Origin of the sequence: Thiorhodococcus minor, assembly GCF_010820565.1 — a bacterium.
Classification (GTDB): Bacteria; Pseudomonadota; Gammaproteobacteria; order Chromatiales; family Chromatiaceae; genus Thiorhodococcus; species Thiorhodococcus minor.
Genome location: NZ_JAAIJQ010000061.1, coordinates 14,052 through 35,313 on the forward strand (window position 1 = coordinate 14,052; position 21,262 = coordinate 35,313).

Sequence of the window (21,262 nt, forward strand, 5' to 3'; positions counted from 1 at the left end):
GCAAGGGGCTGGGTGTGTTGGCGTCCAGGTCAAACAGGTGTCGGCCTGGAGGCCGACACTCCCAGCCCTCTCAAGTTTGAATCAGGTCTCCCACATCACGTTCGCCTCGTCGGCCGCTGCGGCCTTGAGCAGCTCGATGAGGGGCAGGGCGCGGTGAGCGAGGCTGACGTGCATCGACTCCTCGTCCTTGCCCTTGCCGCTGGGCTCGGGATCCAGGCTCTCGCCGGCGTGCTCTGAAACTGCCTGTTCGAGTCGCTCCAGCGCGGCGGGGACGTCCTCGGCGAGCAGTGCGCCAGGCACGGCGCCACTGTGTCCCATCAGCTTGATGAGCGTCACGGCGACATCGCCGAACATGGTGATGGGCGCGTAGGCCTTGGTTTGGAACTTGACCAGCATGAAGGACTCTCCGGTTGGATCGCGATGGGGACGGACACAGCTAAATGGGCAGCAGGTCGAGGATTCGCTCCGCGTCTTGACAGTATAGATTTCCGCCCGGCATCGTCATGACCGCGAAGCTCGGGCGGGCGGCGATCTCGCCCACGCCTTACAATTGCCCGGACAGCCGCTAGAATGCGGAGCCCATTGATTTCACAGCGCCCAAGAGACCATGACCGACGCCGCCGAGTCGCCCCGTACCAATTTCATCCGTCAAATCATCGAAGCCGATCTGGCCTCAGGTAAGCACAAGCGCATCGCGACGCGCTTTCCGCCGGAGCCGAACGGCTATCTGCACATCGGCCACGCCAAGTCGATCGTGCTGAATTTCGGCTTGGCGCAAGACCTCGGGGGCACCTGCAATCTGCGTTTCGACGACACCAATCCTCACAAGGAAAATGTGGAGTTCGTCGAGGCCATCAAGGCGGACGTGCGCTGGCTCGGCTTCGACTGGGACGATCGGCTGTATTTTGCCTCGGATTATTTCGAGCAGCTCTATGATTTCGCGGTCGAGCTGATCAAGAAAGGGCTCGCCTATGTCTGCGAGCTCTCCGCCGATGAGATGCGGGCCTATCGCGGCACACTCACCGAGTCCGGCAAGGACAGTCCCTATCGCAATCGCTCGGTGGAGGAGAACCTGGACCTCTTCGCCCGCATGCGGGCGGGGGAGTTCCCGGACGGCTCGCGCACCCTGCGCGCCCGCATCGACATGGCCTCGCCCAACATCAACATGCGCGACCCGGTGCTCTACCGCATCAAGCATGGCGTGGTGCATCACCAGACCGGCACGGCCTGGTGCCTCTATCCGACCTACGACTACACCCACCCCATCTCGGACGCGCTCGAGGGCATCACCCATTCGCTCTGCACCCTGGAGTTCGAGGACCATCGTCCGCTCTACGACTGGTACGTGGACAAGGTCTCCGTCCCGAGCAAGCCGCGCCAGATCGAGTTCAGCCGGCTCAATCTCGAATACACCGTCATGAGCAAGCGGCGACTGACGGATCTGGTGTCGGAGTCGCACGTCCAGGGCTGGGACGACCCGCGGATGCCCACCATCGCCGGGCTGCGCCGCCGCGGCTACACGCCGGCCTCGATCCGCGAGTTCTGCTACCGCATCGGCATCACCAAGTCGGAGAACATGGTCGAGATGGCCATGCTCGAGAGCGCCATCCGTGACGACCTGGATGCCCACGCGCCGCGCCGCATGGCCGTGCTGCGGCCGCTCAAGGTGGTGCTGACCAACTACCCCGAAGGGCAGGTGGAGGAGGTGGAGGCGCGCAACCATCCCAAGGACGAGTCGATGGGCCTGCGCCGCCTGCCCTTCTCGCGCGAGCTCTACATGGATCGCAGCGATTTCGAGGAAGTCCCGCCCAAGGGCTTCAAGCGCCTGATTCCGGGAGGCGAGGTGCGCCTGCGCAATGCCTATGTGATCCGCTGCGACGAGGTGATCAAGGACGCCGCCGGAGAGGTGGTCGAGCTGCGCGCCTCGGTGGACATGGAGACCCTGGGCAAGAATCCAGAGGGGCGCAAGGTCAAGGGCGTCATTCACTGGGTCTCGGCACAGCATGGCGTGTCCGCCGAGGTGCGGCTGTACGATCGCTTGTTTCAGGTGGCGACGCCCGGGGCCGGCGGCGCGGACTATCGCGACGACATCAACCCCGGATCCCTCGAGGCCCTGACCCATTGCGTCCTGGAGCCCGCGCTGGCCAGTGCCCAGGCGGGCGAGCGGTTCCAGTTCGAGCGCGAGGGCTACTTCGTCGTCGATCCGGATGCCATGCCCGAGCGTCCCGTCTTCAATCTCACCGTCGGTCTGCGCGACACCTGGGGTAAAGGCAAGAAATGAGGTCGTCCGAGCGGAAGGGGACCGAGGCGGACGCCTCCGGCGCGGCCATTCCCGTGCATGAGCGTCTGGCCGCCGACATCGGCGTCAGTCTCTATGCGTCGCTCGCCTCGCCAGGCCGCATCCTCGATCATTTTCGCCGCGAGGCCGAGCGTGCCTTGGAGCTGACGCGGCGGCTCCCGCAGGAGGCCGCCGCGCGCCCCGTTCGCATTCGGCGTTTCCCAGGGATCGAGGCCGAGAGCCGACATTGGTCCGTCTACATGACCCTCGATCATCTGGTCATGGTCAACAGCGCCATCACCGCCCTCATCCACGCGATCTGCTCGGGCCACACGCAAGGCGTCGAGATCCGCCTCGACGATGTCAGGCCGCACGCCGATGCAGGTGCCGATCGCATCGTGGCCCTAGAGGCCCTGGTCGATCGCTATGCCCATCAGATCGACTGTCTCGGCATATTGCAGTCCCGGGCACGTCATCCGCATCCCTGGCTCGGTCCTCTCACCGCCCGTCAGTGGCACGCCTTGGCGGCATTGCACAATCGCGTGCATCGGGTGCAGATCGAGAAGATCGTGCGCCGACTGGATTGACTCAGGTGTCCGATCCTAGCCTTCCGAACGCCTCCCCGGCGCACCCTCAGGCCGCCCTCGATCAGCTCCACAGCGACCTCGAGGCCTGCCAGCGCTGCCCCAAGATGCTCGGGCCGCCCGTGCACAGCGTCTCGGTGGTGTCTCCCATCATGCTCATCGGCCAGGCGCCGGGCACGCGCGAGATCGAGCAGAAGCGCCCCTTCTGCTGGACCGCCGGCAAGACGCTCTTTGGCTGGTTTGCGTCGATCGGCCTCGACGAGCAGGCATTTCGCAGCCAGGTGCTGATGAGCGCGGTTTGCCGCTGTTTCCCAGGCAAGAATCCCAAGGGCGGCGACCGCGTGCCGGATGGCGACGAAGTGGATCGCTGCGCCTCCTGGTGGCGGACCGAGATGGCGCTGCTGCGTCCGCGCCTCATCCTGCCGGTCGGCAAGCTCGCCATCTCGCAGCTGATGGACTGCAAGCGGCTCAACGACGTGGTCGGTCAGCAATGGTCCTACCGCTCCGAGGACGGCTGGGAAGCGGACATCGTTCCGCTGCCCCACTCCTCGGGCGCCTCCACCTGGTTCAAGATGGATCCCGGTAAGGATCTGCTGGCGCGCGCCTTGGAGCTGATCGCCGCGCATCCATGCTGGCAGGCGCTCCTCAGTGGGAAGCGCTGAAATCTTGATGCGTGCCGAGGCCATGGTCCAACGCAAGCCGCATCACTCCGGGAATTGCATCACAGGCGGGGGTGGAGGATGACTGAAGCACAGCAGCCGGTCGCCTTCGGGCTCATCGTGATCGGCGACGAAGTGCTGAACGGCGATCGTGTCGACGGGCACTTCTCCGCCTTCAGGCGCATGATTCAGGCGCGTGGCCATGAGCTGGCCTGGCACTGGCTGCTGCCGGACGACCCGGAGACGCTGGCGGCACAGCTGAGCTTTTCGATGGCACGCCCTCATCCGGTGTTCTGCTGCGGCGGTATCGGGGCCACGCCGGATGACCACACCCGTGCTTGCGCCGCTGAAGCGGCCGGCGTTGGGCTCAGGCGTCATCCGGGGGCGCAGGCGCTCCTCGAAGAAAAGTTCGGCCCCGAAGTCTACCCCAACCGCATTCTGATGGCCGACCTGCCCGATGAGGCGGCGCTGATCCCCAATCCGATCAACCAGATACCCGGATTCGCCATACGCGGCCACTGGTTTCTCCCTGGATTCCCCAAGATGGCCTGGCCGATGGCCGAATGGGTCCTGGATCAGCACTATGGGAGCTGCTCGGCCGTCGCCGAGGACACCCTCGTGGTCAGGGGCGTTCCCGAGAGCCGTCTGATCCCCCTGATGGAGCGGCTGGGCCGGGCGTATCCGGATCTCAAGCTCTTCAGTCTGCCCCACATGGGCGAGAATCCGCACATCCTGCTCGGCTTTCGCGGCCGTGGGGCCCTCGCGCCGGCGATGGCAGACCTGCGCGCCGCGCTTGCGGAAGCGGGAATTACCGACGTGGAGACGCGCTTAGGTCATTGAGATCGCCCGCCCTCAGGGCGATTCCGCGATGAGAGTCACAGCGTGCGCGCCCTGTCTTGCTGGCCCCCGGGCTGGGGCGTAGCATCCGACGCGGCCTCATCTGTTCGATCGAGATATGCGTGCCCATGAATATCCCGCAGTTCGAGCCCGATACAGGGCCCATCCCCATCCCCATCCCCATCCCCATCCCCATTCGCTTGGCGACCTCTTGCATTGGCTTTGCCGTCGCTTTCACCTTGAGCACCAACGTGTCCGCGACGACGATCCAAAGCGACGACGAGCTGTTCGACCTGAGCCTCTCCGAGCTGCTCTCCCTGCAAATCACGACGGTCTCCCGCAAGGCCGAGCCCGTCTCCCAGGCCGCGGCCGCCGTCTTCGTCATCACCCAGGAGGACATCCGCCGCTCGGGCGTGACCACGGTCCCCGAGGCCCTGCGGATGGCCCCCGGCGTGCAAGTGGCCCGCATCGACGCGAACAAGTGGTCCATTTCGGCGCGCGGCTACAGCGGCCGCTTCGCCAACAAGCTGCTGGTCATGATCGACGGGCGCAGCGTCTATACGCCGCTCTTTTCCGGTGTCTACTGGGACGCGCAGTCACCCATGCTGGAGGACATCGAGCGAATCGAGGTCATCCGGGGGCCGGGCGCGACGCTCTGGGGGGCGAACGCCGTCAACGGCGTCATCAATATCATCACCCAGTCTTCGGCGGACACCCAGGGCGGGCGCTTGACGGCTTGGGCGGGCAATGAGGAGCGGGCCGCGGGCTCTTTGCGCTGGGGCGGCACGCTCGGCGAGCTGGGGCATTATCGCGTCTATGGCCTGGCCTTCGACCGCGACGGCACGCGGGATGCCTCCGGTCGGTTCGACAACGCCGATGATTGGAGTGGCGGCAAGGCCGGTTTTCGCGTCGACCTCAGGCCGAGCGCGCGGGACGTGGTCGCGCTCCACGGCAATTTCTACCAGAGCGAGCAAGGCGAGTCGGTCTATGATCTCGGCAATCTGGATAGCCCCTATTCCGTGGTCGACCATACCACGGAGGTCATCAATCTAGACCTGCTCGCCCAGTGGACGCGCCATGTCTCGGACACGGACGACTTCACGCTCAAGACCTACTTCGACCATACCGAGCGGGATTGGGCGCGTATTGGCGAGGATCGGGACACCTTCGACATCGAGCTCGAGTATCGCACCCAGCGCTTCGATAGCCATGATCTCATCTTCGGGCTGGGCTACCGCTACACCAGCGACCAGTTGGACAGCACCGACCTGGTCGCTCTGATGCCGGACGCCGATACGCTCAACCTCTTCAGCGCCTTCGTTCAAGACGACATCCGCATCGTCCCGGACCGGGTCACACTGACCCTGGGCGCCAAGGTCGAGCACAATGACATCACCGGCTTCGAGGTCCAGCCGAATCTGCGGCTGCTGTGGACACCGAGCGAGACCCAGTCTATCTGGGGCTCCATTGCGCGGGCCGTGCGCACACCGGGCCGCGGCGAGCTCGACGGTGTCGTCCGCCAAGGCGCGGTGCCTGCCGGAAGCGCCTCGAATCCGAGCGCGGTGCCGATCGAGATCGTCGTCTATGGCAGCGATTACCTCGAGTCCGAGGATCTCACGGCTTACGAGCTTGGCTACAAGTGGCAGGTCGACCCTGCGCTGAGTCTGGATCTCGCGCTCTTCTACAACGACTACGCGAATCTGAGGAGCGCAGCCTACGGAGATCTCTCCTGCAATCCGACGGGGACCTATCCCTACTGTCTCTTCTACTCGGAATCCTTGGTCAGCGTCATCATGCCGACGGAGCTCGGCAACGATGCAAGCGGCTATTCCAAGGGTCTCGAGCTCGCCGCCGACTGGCGACCCTTCTCCAATTGGAGGCTACAGGCCGCCTACAGCTATGCGCAGTCGCACATTGGCACCTCAGCGTCCATCGAGGCGGTCGACGACGCCCGCACGACCCCTGGAAATCAGTTCTCGTTGCGCTCTTGGTACAATCCGCGCCCTGACGTCGACCTGGACTTCTGGCTGCGCTACATCGGCGAGAGCGAGACCCTGAGGCTCCTGGGCCTGATCGAGATCGCCGCCTACTGGGAGCTCGATGCGCGCGTCGCCTGGCGCCCGATTCCCGATTTGGAGCTGTCATTGGTCGGGCAGAATCTTCTGAACGACGTGCATACCGAGGGCTACTCCGAGCTCGGCGATCTGCCCTTGACCAGTCTGGAGCGGTCTGTCTATCTCAAGATGAGCCTTGATTTCTAGGCGGGAGCGAGCGCCCGCACGGGCACGATCGATGGACGTTAGCGCGGTGGATCGAGGTCACGCACTCGCCATACCGTCCGGCCCGCGAGCCGGCGCGGCGGCGAGCAAGGCATGGCTAGACAGCTCTCAAGTCTGGCTTCGCCCGCTGTGGGCGGTGCTGCTCCTCATCTGGGTGTCGGTGCTGCCCTGCGGCGCCCTAGCCGTGGAGCCTTCGCGCGAGGACCGCATCAAGGCGGCGATCGTCTACAAGGTCGGCAAGTTCGTCGACTGGCCGGCCAACGCCTTCGATGGCGCGGCGTCCCCGCTGCGCGTCTGCCTCCTGGGCCGGGATGCCTTCTCGGACGCGCTCGCCAGCATTGCCGGACGCAAGGTGCAGGGGCGGAGCATCGATTTTCGTGTGATCGGGGCGGCCAGCCTGCCGCGGCCCGGGGATTGCCACATCCTCTATCTGCCGCGCTCGGCAAGCGGTCGTGTCGGCTCGGTCGTGCGCAACCTCTCGGGCATGCCAATCCTGACGATCAGCGACATCCCAGGCTTCGCGCGCAGCGGCGGCATGATCTCCCTGGTGCGCAGCGGAAACCGCATCGGGTTCGAGATCGATCCCGATTCGGCGCGTCGCTCCGGCCTCTCGGTACGGGCCCAGCTGCTCGATCTGGCGGACATCGTCGGCCGATGACGTGGCCGGCGAGCGATTCTGGCTGGAGATCCGTCGTCGCGCTTGGATTGCACCCTCTATGGACGGATATGAATGAGCGTGCTGAGTCAACTCTCCATTCGCGCCAAAGTCGTTGTGATGGTTGTGGGTGTGACCAGTCTCGTGCTGGCGCTCGCGACCATCGTCTTTGGCGTCGCCCAAGTCCGCGCGCAGCGGGCGGTCATGCTCTCCGAGGCCACCGCGCTGGCGCGCGGGCTCGCCCCTGATGCGTCGACGGCCGTCCTCTCCACCGATGCAGGGGCGGCCGCCGAGGTCTTGAGCACCTTGGGGGAGCAGCCCAATGTCCTGGCAGGCTGGATCCTCGATCAGGACGGCGGACGGCTCGGGTCCTACGTCAGCCCTGCTGTCGCACCAGATGTCCTGGATGGGATCGAGCGCGCCGAGCCCCGACCCCAATCCGGCGAATCCCTGACCGCGCAGTTCTATCGCGGGCATCTGGCCGTGCGCTTTGCGATTCGCGCGGACGATCGTTCGGTCGGCATGGTCGATCTCCGCTTCGGTTTGGCGCCGCTCGAGGCGACCGCGCTGCGTCAGCTCTCCATCGCCGCCCTGGTGCTGCCCGTCGGCGTGCTGCTGGCCTTGCTGCTCGCCCTGGTCTCGCAGCGACTGCTGTCGCGGCCCTTGCTGTCGCTCATGCGCACCATAGATCACGTCTCGACCAAGGGCGAATACGGATTGCGCGCCCCGGTCTTCAGTCACGACGAGCTGGGCCAGGTGGCGCGCGGCTTCAACGGGATGCTGGAGCAGATTCAGGAGCGCGACGCCGCCCTGGAGCGCGCCATGGCAGAGCTGGAGGCCGCCAAGGAGGCGGCGGAGTCGGCCAGTGCCGCCAAGTCGAGCTTCCTCGCCACCATGAGTCATGAGATCCGCACCCCCATCAGCGGGGTGCTCGGCATGACGGAGCTGCTGCTGGACTCCGGGCTCAATAGCAGGCAGCGCAGGCTGGCCGAGTCCGCGCATCGCTCGGTGGTGAATCTGCTAGGGCTGATCAACGATGTGCTCGACTTCTCACGGATCGAGGCGGGCCGGCTGGAGCTCGAGGCGGCGGCCTTCGACCTCCAGCAAATTCTGGATGATGTCGCCGAGGTGCTGCGCACGCCGGCGGCGCGCAAGGGCATTCGCGTCGAGACCTACTTGGATCCGCGCACGCCTCGTTATCTGATCGGCGACGCCAATCGGCTGCGACAGGTTCTGCTGAACCTGGCCGGCAACGGCGTGAAGTTCACCGAGCAGGGTAGGGTGAGCATTCGGGTCATCTCGCGTGGCGGCGGCGACGACCCCGTGCTGCTGAAGTGTCGTGTTCAGGACACAGGCATTGGCATCCAGCCCGATGCGCTCGCTGGTATCTTCGATCAGTTCACTCAGGCGGAGACCTCGACGGCGCGCCGCTTCGGGGGGTCCGGACTCGGTCTGGCCATCGCGCACGAGCTGATCCGGCTCATGGGGGGAGATATCCAGGTCGAGAGCGAGCCCGGAGTGGGCTCGCTCTTCCGCTTCGACATCTATCTGCGCGTCGCCCCGCATCCCGAGACCGCCCTGGCCGCCGAGGGCGAGACCGAGACCGACGCCGGCGGGCTCTCTGGCCATGTCCTGATCGCCGAAGACAACCTCATCAACCAGCAGCTCGCCGATGGGATGCTGACGCGCCTAGGCTGCCGGACCACTTTGGCCGCCGATGGGCGCGAGGCCTATCAGCTGGCGGTGTCCGAGTCATTCGATCTCATACTCATGGATTGCCACATGCCGCGGCTCGACGGCCTCGACGCGGCGCGACTCATCCGCGCCTGGGAAGACGGCAAGCACCATGTCCCCATCGTTGCGGTGACCGCGGACGTGCAGACGGAAACGGCCGAGAAGTGCAAGGATGCAGGGATGGATGCCTATATCAGCAAGCCCTACACCAACGAGCAGCTGTCGCGCGTGCTTGCCGACTTCTTGCCGCATGACGCCCGGCCCGAGGTCGCTCCGGATCGGATCCAGGCGACCTCGGGGCAGGATCGGGCGGTGATCGACCGGTCCGCGCTCGAAGAAATTCGCGCACTCCAGTCAGAAGGCGAGGCCGACCTGCTGACGCGTGTCATCGACCTCTTTCTGGCGGACACCCCGCCCATGCTGGCGCAGGCGCGCGACGCCCTCGCGAGCGGGGACATGCAGGTCCTGCGCAGCGCGGCGCACCGCATCAAGTCCGCCGCCTCGAATCTGGGGGCGGTCGCGCTCTCTCGCCAGTGCGCCGAGCTGGAGCGTCGCGCGGACGCGGGGCAGGGCTCGGATGAGGACAGGCTGATTCCCGAGATCGAGGCCGAATACCAGCGCGTTGCCGAGGCGCTGCGAAGGGAGCGTGTCGGTCCGCCCCATGCGGCGTCTGGCTAGACCTTGTGCTGCCGTATCCAGACTGGTGGCCTCGGCCCGCCGTCGCGCGCTGGTGCTGTGGTATCCAGCAGTCCTTCGGGGCCGGAGACGGCCGGCGTGGTCCAGGTCCGCGTGGCGATCCGATTGACGCCGGTCCGCGCGAGGAGGGCACGGGGCGCGACCCGCATCACAAGGCGGAGCGGCGCGAGTTGCGGCTGGCGGGTCCTGTCCCTAGGATGTCGAAGTGCGATTCCGAATGGACCTCTTCGCTCGCAATGAGGACGGACTCGCATCGGACGCAGTCGCGAGTCAGGACGATCGAGTGACATTGAAGGGCGCCTGTCACGGGCCAGTCGCTCGGCCCTGCTGGTCGGGGTACCGCGCGTCTGATATCGCTTCGGTCAACGACGAAGATCAAGGGGCGGGCCGGATTGCCTGAACGAAGATCGGCATTCCGTGTTTAAGAGCAAGCTTGGCCGCGCTATGACGTCCCACTCCAGCCAGTCGATCAGCAAGAAACTCAGGCGCATCATCATGGTGACGACCCTGGTTTCTCTGATCCTTTCCATGCTGGCCGTGCTCGCGCTCCAGGCCGTTTCCTACCGGAGCGCTTTGCTGCGTCACGTCTCCGTCTTGACCCAGGCGATCGGCACCAGCACCACGGCCGCGCTCGAGTTCGGCGATGCCAAGACCGCGGCGCGCCTGCTCGAGGCGCTCAAGGCCGAGCCCGAAGTCTTGCGGGGCTGGCTCACCGACGTCGACGGCAGCTTGCTCGCCACCTATCGTCCGGAGGCAGGGGGCGCCTCCGCTGGCTCATCCGAGAGCCGCGCTGCGCCAGAAGAGACCTCGGCCCCAGATTGGGTCGTCGCCGCGATCCGCGACGGCGAGGAGACCTATGGCTTTTCGGCGCAGCGCCTGCACTATGTGGCGCCTGTCCTCTTCGACGGCGACCTTATCGGCTGGGTGGCCATCGAGGCCGGGCTGGAAGGCCTTTACGCCAGCCTTGGCGGGAATCTGCTGATTCTCGCCCTCGTCCTCCTGGCCGCCATCGGCCTGGCGCGGCTCATCTCGGCCAAGCTGCAGCGGCCCCTGACCGCCCCCATCCTCAACCTGTCCTCCGTGATGGAGCAGGTCACCAACGAGCAAGACTATGGGTTGCGCGCGCCGGCCGGTCAGGACGACGAGATCGGGCGTCTGATCCAGGGCTTCAACGAGATGCTGGGTGAGCTCGGCGAGCGCGACAAACGCCTGGCCGAGCATCGGCAATTGCTGGAGTGCGAGGTGGCCGATCGCACGGCGGACCTCTCGCGCGCGAACGAGGGACTGCGGCTGGCGGTCGAGGAGGCGCAGCGCGCGCGCGCCAGCGCCGAGCAGGCGCGCGAGAGCGCCGAGCAGGCGAACCGGGCCAAGTCCCAGTTCCTGGCCAACATGAGCCATGAGATCCGTACCCCCATGAACGGCATCATCGGCATGACCGAGCTGCTGCTGGGAACGGATCTGACCGCCGAGCAGAGGCGATTCGCCGGCGCCGTCGCGCGCTCGGGCCGCTCGCTGCTCGCGGTGATCAACGACATCCTGGACGTCTCCAAGATCGAGGCCGGCCGTCTGGTGCTGGAGCGCACCGAGCTGGACCTCGCCGAGCGCATCGAAGAGGTCGTCGATCTCTTCGCCGAGCGCACGCACGCCAAGGGCTTGGAGCTGGTCTGTCATATCGCGCCGGAGCTGCCGGCGCGGGTCATGGGCGATCCGAGCCGCATCTCCCAGGTCCTGAGCAATCTCATCAGCAACGCCATCAAGTTCACCCAGGATGGCGAGGTCGTGGTGCGAGCGCTGCTGGAGTCGCGCGCGGACGGCGAGGCGCGGGTCTCGATCCAAGTCTCGGATACCGGGATCGGGATCGCCAAAGACAGCTACGAGGCGGTCTTCGAGGCCTTCGCCCAGGCCGATGGGTCGACCACGCGGGAGTTCGGCGGAACCGGCTTGGGGCTGGCGATCGCCAAGGAGCTCATCGAGCTCATGGGTGGCGAGATCGGCGTCGTGAGCGAGATCGGGGCCGGTGCCTGCTTCTGGCTCTCGCTCCCGCTGGCGGTCACCCGCTGGGACGCCGCGCCCCTGGCGAAGGCCGATAGGCTCGTCGGCCGCCGCGCCCTGGTAGTCGCGTCGCATCGCTCGACGCGAGAGGCATTGGTCGACTATGCGCGCAGCGCCGGGCTCGAGGCCATGGAATGCGCGCACTCGAATGAGGCGATGCGTCTCCTCGAGAAGGCGCAGGATGACGAGGCGCCCATCGACTTCCTGATCCTGGACTCGACCCTGTCCGAGGTCGCCTCGCTCGCGTCGACCGCCGCCATCCGCGAGCGCCCCGTCCTCGAGCGCGTGGAGCGCGTGCTGCTGACGCCCCTGAGTCTCGGCTGGCAGTCGAGCAAGTCGTCGCAGCTGGAGATCGATGCCTATCTGTCCAAGCCGGTGCGCCGGCGGCAGCTGCTCGAGTGCATTGCGGGTCTCAAGTCCGTCGCCGGCGCCGAGTACGAGCCGCCGCGCGCGCTCGCGCCCAGGGTCGCGGTCGAGAAGGCGGCGCCACTCGGCCTCAAGGTGCTGGTCGCCGAGGACAACCGGGTCAACCAGGAGCTGGCGATGGCCATGCTCAGGAAGCTCGGCTGCAAGCCTTCGGTGGTCTTCGACGGGCAGGCCGCGGTGGAGTCCTCCAACGGCGACGACTTCGATATCGTCCTGATGGATTGTCAGATGCCGCGCACCGATGGCTACGAGGCCACGCGGCTGATCCGCGCGCGCGAGGAGCGCGCCGAAGACGGCCGGCGCACGCCGATCATCGCGCTGACGGCGCACGCCATGGCCGGCGATCAGGAGCGCTGTCTGGCTGCGGGAATGGACGATTACCTGAGCAAGCCGATCTCCCTGACCACGCTGCGCGATGCATTGCTGCGCTGGTCGCCACGCCGGATGGACGGGGATGCGGAGCCGAGCGCGGCAGAGGCGCAGGCGCCCGAGCCCCGCAGCGCCGCGCCTAGCAGTGCCGGGCCTGGACTCGAAGACCTGGATTGTCTGCCGGTGCTCGGCGAAGAGGAGCTCAGCACAGTTGCCGAGATGGGGTCCGAGGTCGACCAGGATCTTGTCGCGCGCCTCGTCGACAATTACAAGGCCGCCACGCCCGAGCTGATGGGGCGTCTGCTCGAGGGGCTGCGCACGGCACGCCTGGATCAGGTGGCCAAAGCCGCCCACACCCTCCGCTCGTCCGCGGCCGCCATGGGCGCGCAACGGCTCGCGGAGCTCTGCGGCCGCTTGGAGCGTGCCGCCAAGGCGGGCGGCGAAGGTGCCGCGCTGCTGAGCAGCTCCGAGCTATCCCCCTACCTGGAGGCCTTGGATCGGCAGACCTCCGCGGCGTTGAGCCAATATGTCGATGGCGCGGCGGCGAAGGAGCCGGCTCGGGAGCCGGCGGAGATCACCGGGCTGGTCGAGCCGGACGAGAAGACGTCGCGCGTCCTCATCGTCGACGACGACGAGTCCATGCAGGTGCTGGCCAAATGGAATCTCGAGAATTTCGGCTTCAGCTACGCCGGCGCGCGCACTGGCCAAGAGGCCATCGATCAGGTCCGCAGCGTCCCGCCCGATCTGGTGGTGCTGGACGTCATGATGCCAGGCATCGATGGCTTCGAGACCTGCCGTCTGCTGCGTCGGAATCCCGGCTTCGAGCTGATTCCCATCCTCATGGCCACGGGGCTGGATGACGTCGAGTCCATCCAGAAGGCCTACGAGTCCGGCGCGACCGACTTTCTCTCCAAGCCGGTCAATTGGACGCTGATGATTCATCGGCTGCGCTACCTGCTGCGCGGGCATGCGACCTTGTCCGCGCTGCACAAGAGCGAGGCGCGCAATAGCGCGCTCATCTCGGCCATCCCGGATGCACTGCTGCGCCTGGACAAGGGTGGGCGCATCCTGCAATTCAAGCCAGGCCGCGTTCTGCAGGGATTGGGCGCGCAGACCCAGAGCCTGGTCTCGGATCTCACCGACCTGCTGCCGGAGACCCTGTGCGCGGCGGTGCGGCGCGAGATCAAGACCGCGCTGTCCGAGCGCACGGTGCGGGAGATCGAGATCGAGATCCCCGGAGGGGATCGCGAGATGGTCGCCTTCGACGCCAGGTTCATCGCCATCGATACGGATCAGGTCATCCTGCTCCTGCGTGACGTGACCGAGCGGCGACGCCGTCAGCGCATGATCCAGGATCTCGCCTATCGCGACGGCCTGACCGGATTGGCCAATCGCCAGCAGCTCAACCAGGAGCTGTCGGACGCGCTCTCCAGCGCCCGCCGGCATGACGATCAGGTCGCCGTGATCTTCCTGGATCTGGATCAGTTCAAGCGCATCAACGACTCGCTCGGCCATGGCATCGGCGACGAGCTGCTGCGCGGCGCGGCCTTGCGTCTGCAATCGGCGGTCGACGAGATCGTGCAGTCTTCACGCGCGCAGGGGATCCGTCTGGGGCAGACCGTCGCCCGCCTCGGCGGCGACGAGCTCACCGTGGTCCTGAGCGGGGCCGATGCCAGGCAGCTCGCGCGTAGCGTCGCCGAGCGGATCATCCACCGTTTCCGCGAGCCCTTCTATAGCGCCGGCCATAGCATCGTGTGCACAGTGTCGATCGGGATCGCCGTGGCCCCGGACAATGGCGACACCGTCGAGTCGTTGCTCAAGTACGCGGATACCGCCATGTATGCCGCCAAGCTGCGCGGCCGCAACAACTACCAGTTCTTCACCAGCTCGATGGGAGAGGCGGCCACCCGCAAGCTGGATATCGAGGCCAGGCTGCGCAAGGCGATCGACCAGGGCCAATTCGCGCTCTTCTATCAGCCGGTCGTCGACCTGGCGACCGGTGAGACCCGCGGGCTCGAGGCCCTGCTGCGCTGGCAGGATCCCGAGCGTGGGATCGTCGGACCGGCCTCCTTCATTTCGATCGCGGAGGAATCCGGGCTCATCCTGCCGCTTGGCCGTTGGGTCATCGACGAGGTGGGACGTCAGCTCGCGGTTTGGGAGCGTCAGGGGCTGGATCTCAGCGTCTCGATCAACCTCTCCGCCCGCCAGTTCAATCAGCAGGGCTTGGTGGAGCACCTGCTCGATCTCGCGCGCGGTGCGCGCAAGGGCCGCGTCGAGCTCGAGATCACGGAGAGCATTCTGCTGGATCGGGACACGCGTCTGATCGATACCCTCACCCTGCTCAGGGGTGCGGGTATCCGCGTCGCTATCGACGACTTCGGCACCGGCTATTCCGCGCTGGCCTATCTGCAGAATCTGCCGATCGATACGCTCAAGGTGGACCGCGGCTTCGTTCGCGAGATCGGGAGCTCGCCGCCCAGCGACCCGCTGGTGCGCACCATCATCGCCCTGGCCCGCGGTCTGGACCTGCGCGTCGTCGCGGAGGGCGTCGAGACGGATGAGCAGCTACGCTTCCTCCTAGAGGAGGGTTGCCACGCCGCGCAAGGCTTCCTCTTCGCGCGCCCCTTGTCGCCAAGCCAGCTCAGCACCTATCTGCTGCGCGGCGAGGCCATCTTCGGCGCTGGACTCAACCGCGTCAGCTCGGCAGGGTGACCCTCATGCGTCAGCACTCCTCCTCAGGCTTCGAGCTCCATCCCAGACTCAAGGCCGATACCTGGTCGATGGGGGAGTCGCCCAGTAGCCTCCTCCTGCTCATGAACAACGCCTTGGCCCCCTGGCTGATCCTGGTGCCCAAGACGGATGTGCATGAGCTCCATCATCTGAGTCCTGGTTTTCGGCAGGACGTCCGCGAGGAAGTCGACCTCCTCTGTGCGGCGCTCGAGCGGGCATTGAGACCCCATAAGCTCAATGTGGCCACCCTGGGCAATCTAGTGCCCCAGCTGCACATCCATGTCGTCGCCCGCTACTCCAACGACGTCTTCTGGCCGGGTCCTGTCTGGGGGCATCAGGAGCGCCGGCACTACCAGGCCGAAGAGATCGAGCGGCTCAGGGAGCGGCTGCACGGCGATCTCAGCGAGCGTTTCGAGCTCCTCTAGCACGCGGCTCTTCCTTACCTTAGGGGAGGTGCGCCCTGGGAGTGCCGGCCTCCAGGCCGACACCCGTCGACCCGGAGGTCAAGACTCCTGGCGTCGGCGTCGTCCGTGGCAACAAAGAGATCGCGGCCTAGAGCCATCTGCGCGACCCATGGCGTCTCGCCACTGGGGCCGCAGCTCTTCCTTGTTGGCATCGCGGGCGACCTTCCCGCCGACCCGCTGGACGCCCCCTCGGTCACACAGTGTCCCTAGTTTTCGGCTAGGATGAGTCCGTCGCTCCCTTCGACGAGGTTCTCAGATGGCTGCCCATGTCTCCGCGCAGGACTCCCGCACGTCCACCTCCGAACAGGCGTTTGTGCCTCCTAGAGCATCTGAACGCATTCCCTGCCGCATCGGCGGCATCGCTGCCTTCGGCTTGCTGATCGCGCTGTCCGGCTGCGACAAGCAGGCATCGGCGCCCGCGCAGCAGATGCCGCCGCCGAGCGTCGTCGCGGTCAAGGCACAGCAGCAGAGCATTGAGGACGAGGCCCAGTTCGTCGGGCGTGTCGTCGCCGTGAATCGGGTCGAGCTGCGCGCTCGGGTCGAGGGTTTCCTCAAAGAGCGGCTCTTCACGGAGGGTCGAGAGGTCGAGGAGGGCGACGTCCTCTTCCAGATCGAGCCGGACCAGTACCAGGCCGTCGTCCAGCAGCGCGAGGCCGACGTGGAGAAGGCAAAGGCTGATTCGCAGAACGCCGACGCCCAGCTCGCCCGGGGTCTGGAGCTGCTGAAGTCGAACAACATCGCCCAGGCCAAGGTCGACGAGCTGAAGGCGGCCGCGTCTGTCGCCAAGGCGGGCATCGCGCAGGCGGAGGCCGCGCTGACCGCGGCCAAGCTGGATCTCAGCTACACACGCATCACGGCGCCGGTCGCCGGGCGCATCGGCCTGGCCGAGATTACCGTCGGCAATCTGGTGGGGCCGGCGTCAGGGACATTGGCGACCATCGTCAGCCGCGACCCTATCTACCTGGAGTTCCCCGTCACCCAGCGCGAGCTGCTGGAGTCGCGCAAGCGCATCAAGGCCAAGGGCGGCGATCCCAAGAACATCGTCGTTCAGGCGCGCCTGCCCGACGGCACCCTCTACGCGCACCCAGGTCACTTGGATTTCGTCGATGTCACCACAGATCAGGGCACCGACTCGGTGACGGTTCGCGCCGAGATGCCCAACGCCGAGGGGCTGCTGGTGGATGGCCAGTACGTCGGCGTGGTGCTCCAGAGCGGCGAGCCGAAGTCCGCCATCGTCATCCCGCAGTCGGCCCTGCAGGTCGACCAGCAGGGCGTCTTCGTCTTGGTGGTGGACGCCGACGGCAAGGCGCAGGTGCGTCGTGTGCAGACCGGGCCGACCAAGGGTGCCAAGATCGCGGTCGAGAAGGGGCTCGAGGTCGGCGAGCTGGTCATTACCCAGGGCGTGCAGAAGGTGCGGCCGGGGCAGGAGGTGAAGGTCGCGCCCGCCCAGCAGCCTGACGGGGGCGCCGCCTCATGATCTCGGACGTCTTCATCGACCGCCCCAGGCTCTCCATCGTCATCTCGGTCGTCCTGACGTTGGCCGGCCTCATCGCCATCACCCAGATCCCGGTCGCCCAATTCCCCGACATCGTCCCGCCGCAGGTCTCGGTGAGCACTTCATACCCGGGGGCGAGCGCGTCCGTGGTGGAGTCCACCATCGCGCAGCCGATCGAGTCCAAGATCAACGGCGTCGACAACATGCTCTACATGAAGTCGACCAGCGGCAACGACGGCAGCTATTCGCTGAACGTGACCTTCGCGCTCGGCACGGACCCGGACATCAACACGGTCAACGTCCAGAACCGCGCCAATCTGGCGATGGCCCAGCTCCCCGAGGAGGTCAAGCGCCAGGGGCTCACGGTCAAGAAGAAGTCCACCGCCATGCTCCAGGTGGTGGCGCTCTACTCGCCCAAGAACGCCTATGACGCGCTCTTCCTGAGCAACTACGCGACCATCAACGTCATCGACACCCTGGCGCGCGTGCCTGGCGTTGGTGAGGTCTTCCAGTTCGGTCCGCTCGACTACAGCATGCGGATCTGGCTGGACTCGGACTCCCTCACCGGACTGGGGCTCACGCCGTCCGACGTCATCGGCGCCATCCAGAGCCAGAACGTCCAGGCCGCCGTGGGCCGCATCGGTGCCCAGCCGATGACGCCGGACGAGCAGTTCCAGATCACCCTGCAGACCCAGGGGCGGCTCACGGACGTGACCGAGTTCGAGAACATCGTGGTGCGCGCCAATCCGGACGGCTCCAACATCCTGGTGAAAGACGTTGGCCGGGTCGAGCTGGGCGCCAAACAGTCCGACTCCATCAGCCGGCTGGACGGCAGCGATACCGCGGCCATGGCCATCTATCTCGCCCCGGGCGCCAACGCCGTGGCCGTGGCGGACGGCATCAAGGCGGCCATGGAGCGGCTGGCCGAGCGTTTTCCGGACGACATGGACCACGCGGTCGTCTACGACACCACGGACTTCGTCAAGGCCAGCCTGGAGAAGGTGGTCCATACCCTCTTCGAGGCCTTCGCCCTGGTCATCCTGGTGGTCTTCCTCTTCCTCGGCAGCTGGCGCGCGACCCTGATTCCGCTGATCGCCGTCCCTGTGGCGCTCATCGGCACCTTCGCCTTCCTGCTCGCGATCGGCTTTTCGGCCAACACCATCTCGCTGCTCGCCGTGGTGCTCGCAATCGGCATCGTGGTGGACGACGCCATCGTGGTCGTGGAGAACGTCGAGCGCATCATGGAGGAGGAAGGGCTGCCGCCGCGCGAGGCCGCCAAGAAGGCCATGGGGCAGATCACAGGTCCCATCATCGCCATCACCCTGGTGCTGCTGTCGGTCTTCTTGCCGGTCGCCTTCATCCCGGGCATCACCGGTCAGCTCTTCCAGCAGTTCGCCGCCGTGGTCGCCTTCTCCATGCTGATCTCGGCGATCAACGCCCTGACCCTCTCGCCCGCGCTCTGCGCCATCCTGCTCAAGCCGACCCACCACAAGCGCGGCGTCATGAAGGTCGTGATGGGCGGGATCGACAAGGTGCGGGACGGCTACGCGGCCGTCGTCAGGCGGCTGGTGCGCTTCTCCCTGATCGTGCTGCTGCTGGTGGCCGGCGTCGGCGCGGCGACCGGCTGGCTGTTCAAGATCACGCCGACCGGCTTCCTGCCCGAGGAGGACCAAGGGGCCTTCATGGCGCAGATCCAGCTCCCGGAAGGGGCCTCGGTCAGCCGCACCCTGGAGGTCGTCAAGCAGGTCGAGAAGCTGGTATTGGACGATCCGGCCGTGAAGTACGTGCTCACGGTCCCCGGCTACAGCATCCTCGACGGCAGCGTGCAGTCCAACAGCGCTACCCTTATCGGGCGTCTCAAGCCCTTCGAGGAGCGCACCACGCCGGATCTCAAGGCCAACGCGGTCATTCGGCGCATCGCCATCGAGACGGCCGGGATTCCGAGTGCGCGCGTCATGCCCTTCAATCTGCCGCCCATCATCGGTCTGGGCACAGGCGGCGGCTTCGAGTATCAGCTCGAGGACCTGCAGGGGCGCGCCCCCGAGGAGCTGGCCGGCGTCATGCGGGCGATGGTCCTGGCCGCCAACCAGGATCCCGCGCTGTCGCGGGTCTTCTCGACCTGGGCGACCGACAATCCGCAGGTCTACCTCGACATCGACCGGGAAAAGGCGCAGACGCTCGGGGTTCAGGTCAGCGACATCTTCACCGCGCTCCAGTCCACGCTTGGCGGTTACTACGTCAACGACTTCAACAAGTTCGGGCGCGTGTGGCAGGTCAAGGTGCAGGGCGAGGAGAGCGACCGCAAGAACTTCAACGACGTCTACCGCATCCATGTGCGCAACGCCAAGGGCGACATGATCCCCATCCGCGCCCTCATGAAGCCGGAGCTCATCCTCGGGCCCCAGCTGCTGCAGCGCTACAACAACTATCGCAGCGTCACCGTCCAGGGCGGTCCGGCCCCGGGCTACAGCTCCGGCGATGCCCTGGCCGCCATGGAGGCCGTCTCCGAGAAGACCTTGCCGAGCGGCTATGGCTACGAGTGGACGGGCACCGCCTTCCAGGAGAAGGAGGCCGGCGGCAAGACGCCCATCGTGCTGGGGCTTGCGGTGCTCTTCGCCTATCTCTTCCTGGTGGCCCTCTATGAGAGCTGGTCCATGCCCGCGGCCGTGCTGCTGTCCGTGACCGTCGGCGTGCTGGGGGCCATGACGGCCTTGCTGATCGCGAGCCTGCCGAACGACCTCTACGCCCAAGTCGGCATCGTGGTGCTCATCGGCCTGGCCAGCAAGAACGCCATCCTCATCGTCGAGTTCGCCATGGAAGAGCGCGCTGCCGGCAAGCCCATCCTGGATGCCGCCGCCAACTCCGCACGGCTGAGAATCCGCGCCGTCCTCATGACCAGCTTCGCCTTCATCCTCGGCCTGGTGCCGCTCATCATCGCCAGCGGGGCGGGCGAGGCCAGCCAGCGTGGCGTCGGCACCGCCGTCTTCGGCGGCATGCTCGCCGCCTCGCTCATCGGCGTCTTCTTCATCCCCATGCTCTACGTCGTCTTCCAGCGGCTGCGGGAAAAGCTGCATGGGCCGCCGAAGGAGGCGGGGGTTTCGGTGGCTGAGGGGTGATGGGGGGAATCGAGGCCAGTCTTGTTTGAACCGCCAAGGCGCAAAGGACGCGAAGGGATGTATGGAGGCGCATCCTCCGTTCGGCAGTCGCAGCTCGCCCACTCGCCTGCCAGTCGGCACCGCAATGCCATGGACTTAAGCCGTCCGGCAGTACGCCGGGTGGAATCCGGGCTTGAGCTTGCCGGGTGTCCGGGTGTCCGGGTGTCACGGGTGTCCGGGTGTCAGGTCTTGCCTTTTGCCTGCTCCGAGCTAGGCTTTGTCCATGGCTCGCCCTCTCAGACTCGAATTTCCCTGCGCTCTGTACCACATTACCTCGCGCGGTGACGCGCGCGAGGACATCTATTGGGGTGACGGGGATCGTCGAATGTTCCGTGCCTATCCGGTTGCCTCCCACACCATGCCGCGGGTCCCGCAATGCGGCCGATTTTTCTCATGCACTCGCCGATCCAGGGGTCTGACGGCTCGCGGAAGTGGCTTGTGCCGCAGTTTCGGCTCGAAAACACAACTAGCATGGAATCGTTGGGTCGCAACCGGATAGGCATGGAATGTGCATAGCCCTGCTTGCCGAGGTCTGTGAGCGCTTCAACTGGTGGGGACACGCCTACTGTTTGATGTCTAACCACTATCACCTGCTGATGGAGACGCCAGATGCAAACTTGTCGAAGGGCATGCGGCAACTGAACGGCGTCTACACGCGGCGCTTCAACACGTCACACGGGCGTTGCGGACACGTCTTCCAAGGGCGGTACAAAGCGATCATCGTCCAAAAAGAGACCTACCTGAAGGAGTTGGCGCGTTACATCGTAACTTTTCAATAAGTCGTGGCAGCCTTGGCTGAGGAGATCCGTTAGAGTATTGCCTCGGCCCCGAATCCTGACCTTCGAATCG

The 21,262-nt window shown here is 66.0% G+C and carries 12 protein-coding genes and 2 pseudogenes; 13 read left to right on the forward strand and 1 reads right to left on the reverse strand.

The features are described 5' to 3' along the window. Positions 1-81: 81 nt before the first annotated feature. Complete coding sequence (locus tag G3446_RS18010; protein WP_164454225.1) at positions 82-396, reverse strand: DUF1840 domain-containing protein; 315 nt, start codon at positions 394-396, stop codon at positions 82-84. A 211-nt stretch (positions 397-607) separates the two neighbouring features. Between G3446_RS18010 and G3446_RS18015 the strand changes: the two genes are divergently transcribed. The 13 genes and pseudogenes from G3446_RS18015 to G3446_RS18075 form a co-directional block, all read left to right on the forward strand. Beyond that, a complete protein-coding gene (locus tag G3446_RS18015; RefSeq protein WP_164454226.1) occupies positions 608-2,281 on the forward strand; it encodes a glutamine--tRNA ligase/YqeY domain fusion protein in 1,674 nt (557 codons plus the stop codon). Beyond that, a complete protein-coding gene (locus G3446_RS18020; protein WP_164454227.1) occupies positions 2,278-2,865 on the forward strand; it encodes a DinB family protein in 588 nt (195 codons plus the stop codon). Before G3446_RS18015 ends, G3446_RS18020 begins: the two co-directional genes overlap by 4 nt. 5 nt (positions 2,866-2,870) lie before the next feature. Then, a complete protein-coding gene (locus G3446_RS18025; protein ID WP_342450152.1) occupies positions 2,871-3,524 on the forward strand; it encodes a uracil-DNA glycosylase family protein in 654 nt (217 codons plus the stop codon). A 78-nt stretch (positions 3,525-3,602) separates the two neighbouring features. Continuing rightward, a complete protein-coding gene (locus G3446_RS18030) occupies positions 3,603-4,361 on the forward strand; it encodes a competence/damage-inducible protein A (RefSeq protein WP_164454228.1) in 759 nt (252 codons plus the stop codon). 125 nt (positions 4,362-4,486) lie between these two features. Continuing rightward, on the forward strand, positions 4,487-6,619 hold the full coding sequence (locus G3446_RS18035; protein ID WP_164454229.1) for a TonB-dependent receptor plug domain-containing protein: 2,133 nt from the start codon (positions 4,487-4,489) through the stop codon (positions 6,617-6,619). Between the two features lie 46 nt (positions 6,620-6,665). Beyond that, on the forward strand, positions 6,666-7,295 hold the full coding sequence (locus tag G3446_RS18040) for a YfiR/HmsC family protein (RefSeq protein WP_164454230.1): 630 nt from the start codon (positions 6,666-6,668) through the stop codon (positions 7,293-7,295). A 72-nt stretch (positions 7,296-7,367) separates the two neighbouring features. Beyond that, on the forward strand, positions 7,368-9,704 hold the full coding sequence (locus G3446_RS18045) for an ATP-binding protein (protein WP_164454231.1): 2,337 nt from the start codon (positions 7,368-7,370) through the stop codon (positions 9,702-9,704). 435 nt (positions 9,705-10,139) lie between these two features. Beyond that, entirely contained in the window at positions 10,140-15,281 is a 5,142-nt protein-coding gene (locus G3446_RS18050; RefSeq protein ID WP_164454232.1) for an EAL domain-containing protein, read from the forward strand. A 5-nt stretch (positions 15,282-15,286) separates the two neighbouring features. Next, positions 15,287-15,724 carry an HIT domain-containing protein gene (locus G3446_RS18055; protein ID WP_164454233.1) on the forward strand — a complete coding sequence of 146 codons (438 nt, stop codon included), beginning with the start codon at positions 15,287-15,289 and terminating at the stop codon, positions 15,722-15,724. A gap of 295 nt (positions 15,725-16,019) precedes the next feature. Then, complete coding sequence (locus G3446_RS18060; protein ID WP_164454234.1) at positions 16,020-17,240, forward strand: efflux RND transporter periplasmic adaptor subunit; 1,221 nt, start codon at positions 16,020-16,022, stop codon at positions 17,238-17,240. Then, positions 17,237-20,374: an efflux RND transporter permease subunit gene (locus G3446_RS18065; protein ID WP_164454235.1), complete on the forward strand. Its 3,138-nt coding sequence runs from the start codon at positions 17,237-17,239 to the stop codon at positions 20,372-20,374. Before G3446_RS18060 ends, G3446_RS18065 begins: the two co-directional genes overlap by 4 nt. A gap of 262 nt (positions 20,375-20,636) precedes the next feature. After that, positions 20,637-20,744, forward strand: a pseudogene (locus G3446_RS28150) (addiction module toxin RelE); the annotation flags it as partial. 181 nt (positions 20,745-20,925) lie between these two features. After that, positions 20,926-21,180 (forward strand): annotated as a pseudogene (locus tag G3446_RS18075) (transposase); the annotation flags it as partial. Positions 21,181-21,262 lie beyond the last annotated feature (82 nt).

Bases quoted from the DNA above. Each gene is read 5' to 3' on its own strand.
- G3446_RS18010 (WP_164454225.1), bottom strand. From the start codon at position 396: ATGCTGGTCAAGTTCCAAACCAAGGCCTACGCGCCCATCACCATGTTC.
- G3446_RS18015 (WP_164454226.1), top strand. From the start codon at position 608: ATGACCGACGCCGCCGAGTCGCCCCGTACCAATTTCATCCGTCAAATC.
- G3446_RS18020 (WP_164454227.1), top strand. From the start codon at position 2,278: ATGAGGTCGTCCGAGCGGAAGGGGACCGAGGCGGACGCCTCCGGCGCG.
- G3446_RS18030 (WP_164454228.1), top strand. From the start codon at position 3,603: ATGACTGAAGCACAGCAGCCGGTCGCCTTCGGGCTCATCGTGATCGGC.
- G3446_RS18035 (WP_164454229.1), top strand. From the start codon at position 4,487: ATGAATATCCCGCAGTTCGAGCCCGATACAGGGCCCATCCCCATCCCC.
- G3446_RS18045 (WP_164454231.1), top strand. From the start codon at position 7,368: ATGAGCGTGCTGAGTCAACTCTCCATTCGCGCCAAAGTCGTTGTGATG.
- G3446_RS18055 (WP_164454233.1), top strand. From the start codon at position 15,287: ATGCGTCAGCACTCCTCCTCAGGCTTCGAGCTCCATCCCAGACTCAAG.
- G3446_RS18060 (WP_164454234.1), top strand. From the start codon at position 16,020: ATGGCTGCCCATGTCTCCGCGCAGGACTCCCGCACGTCCACCTCCGAA.
- G3446_RS18065 (WP_164454235.1), top strand. From the start codon at position 17,237: ATGATCTCGGACGTCTTCATCGACCGCCCCAGGCTCTCCATCGTCATC.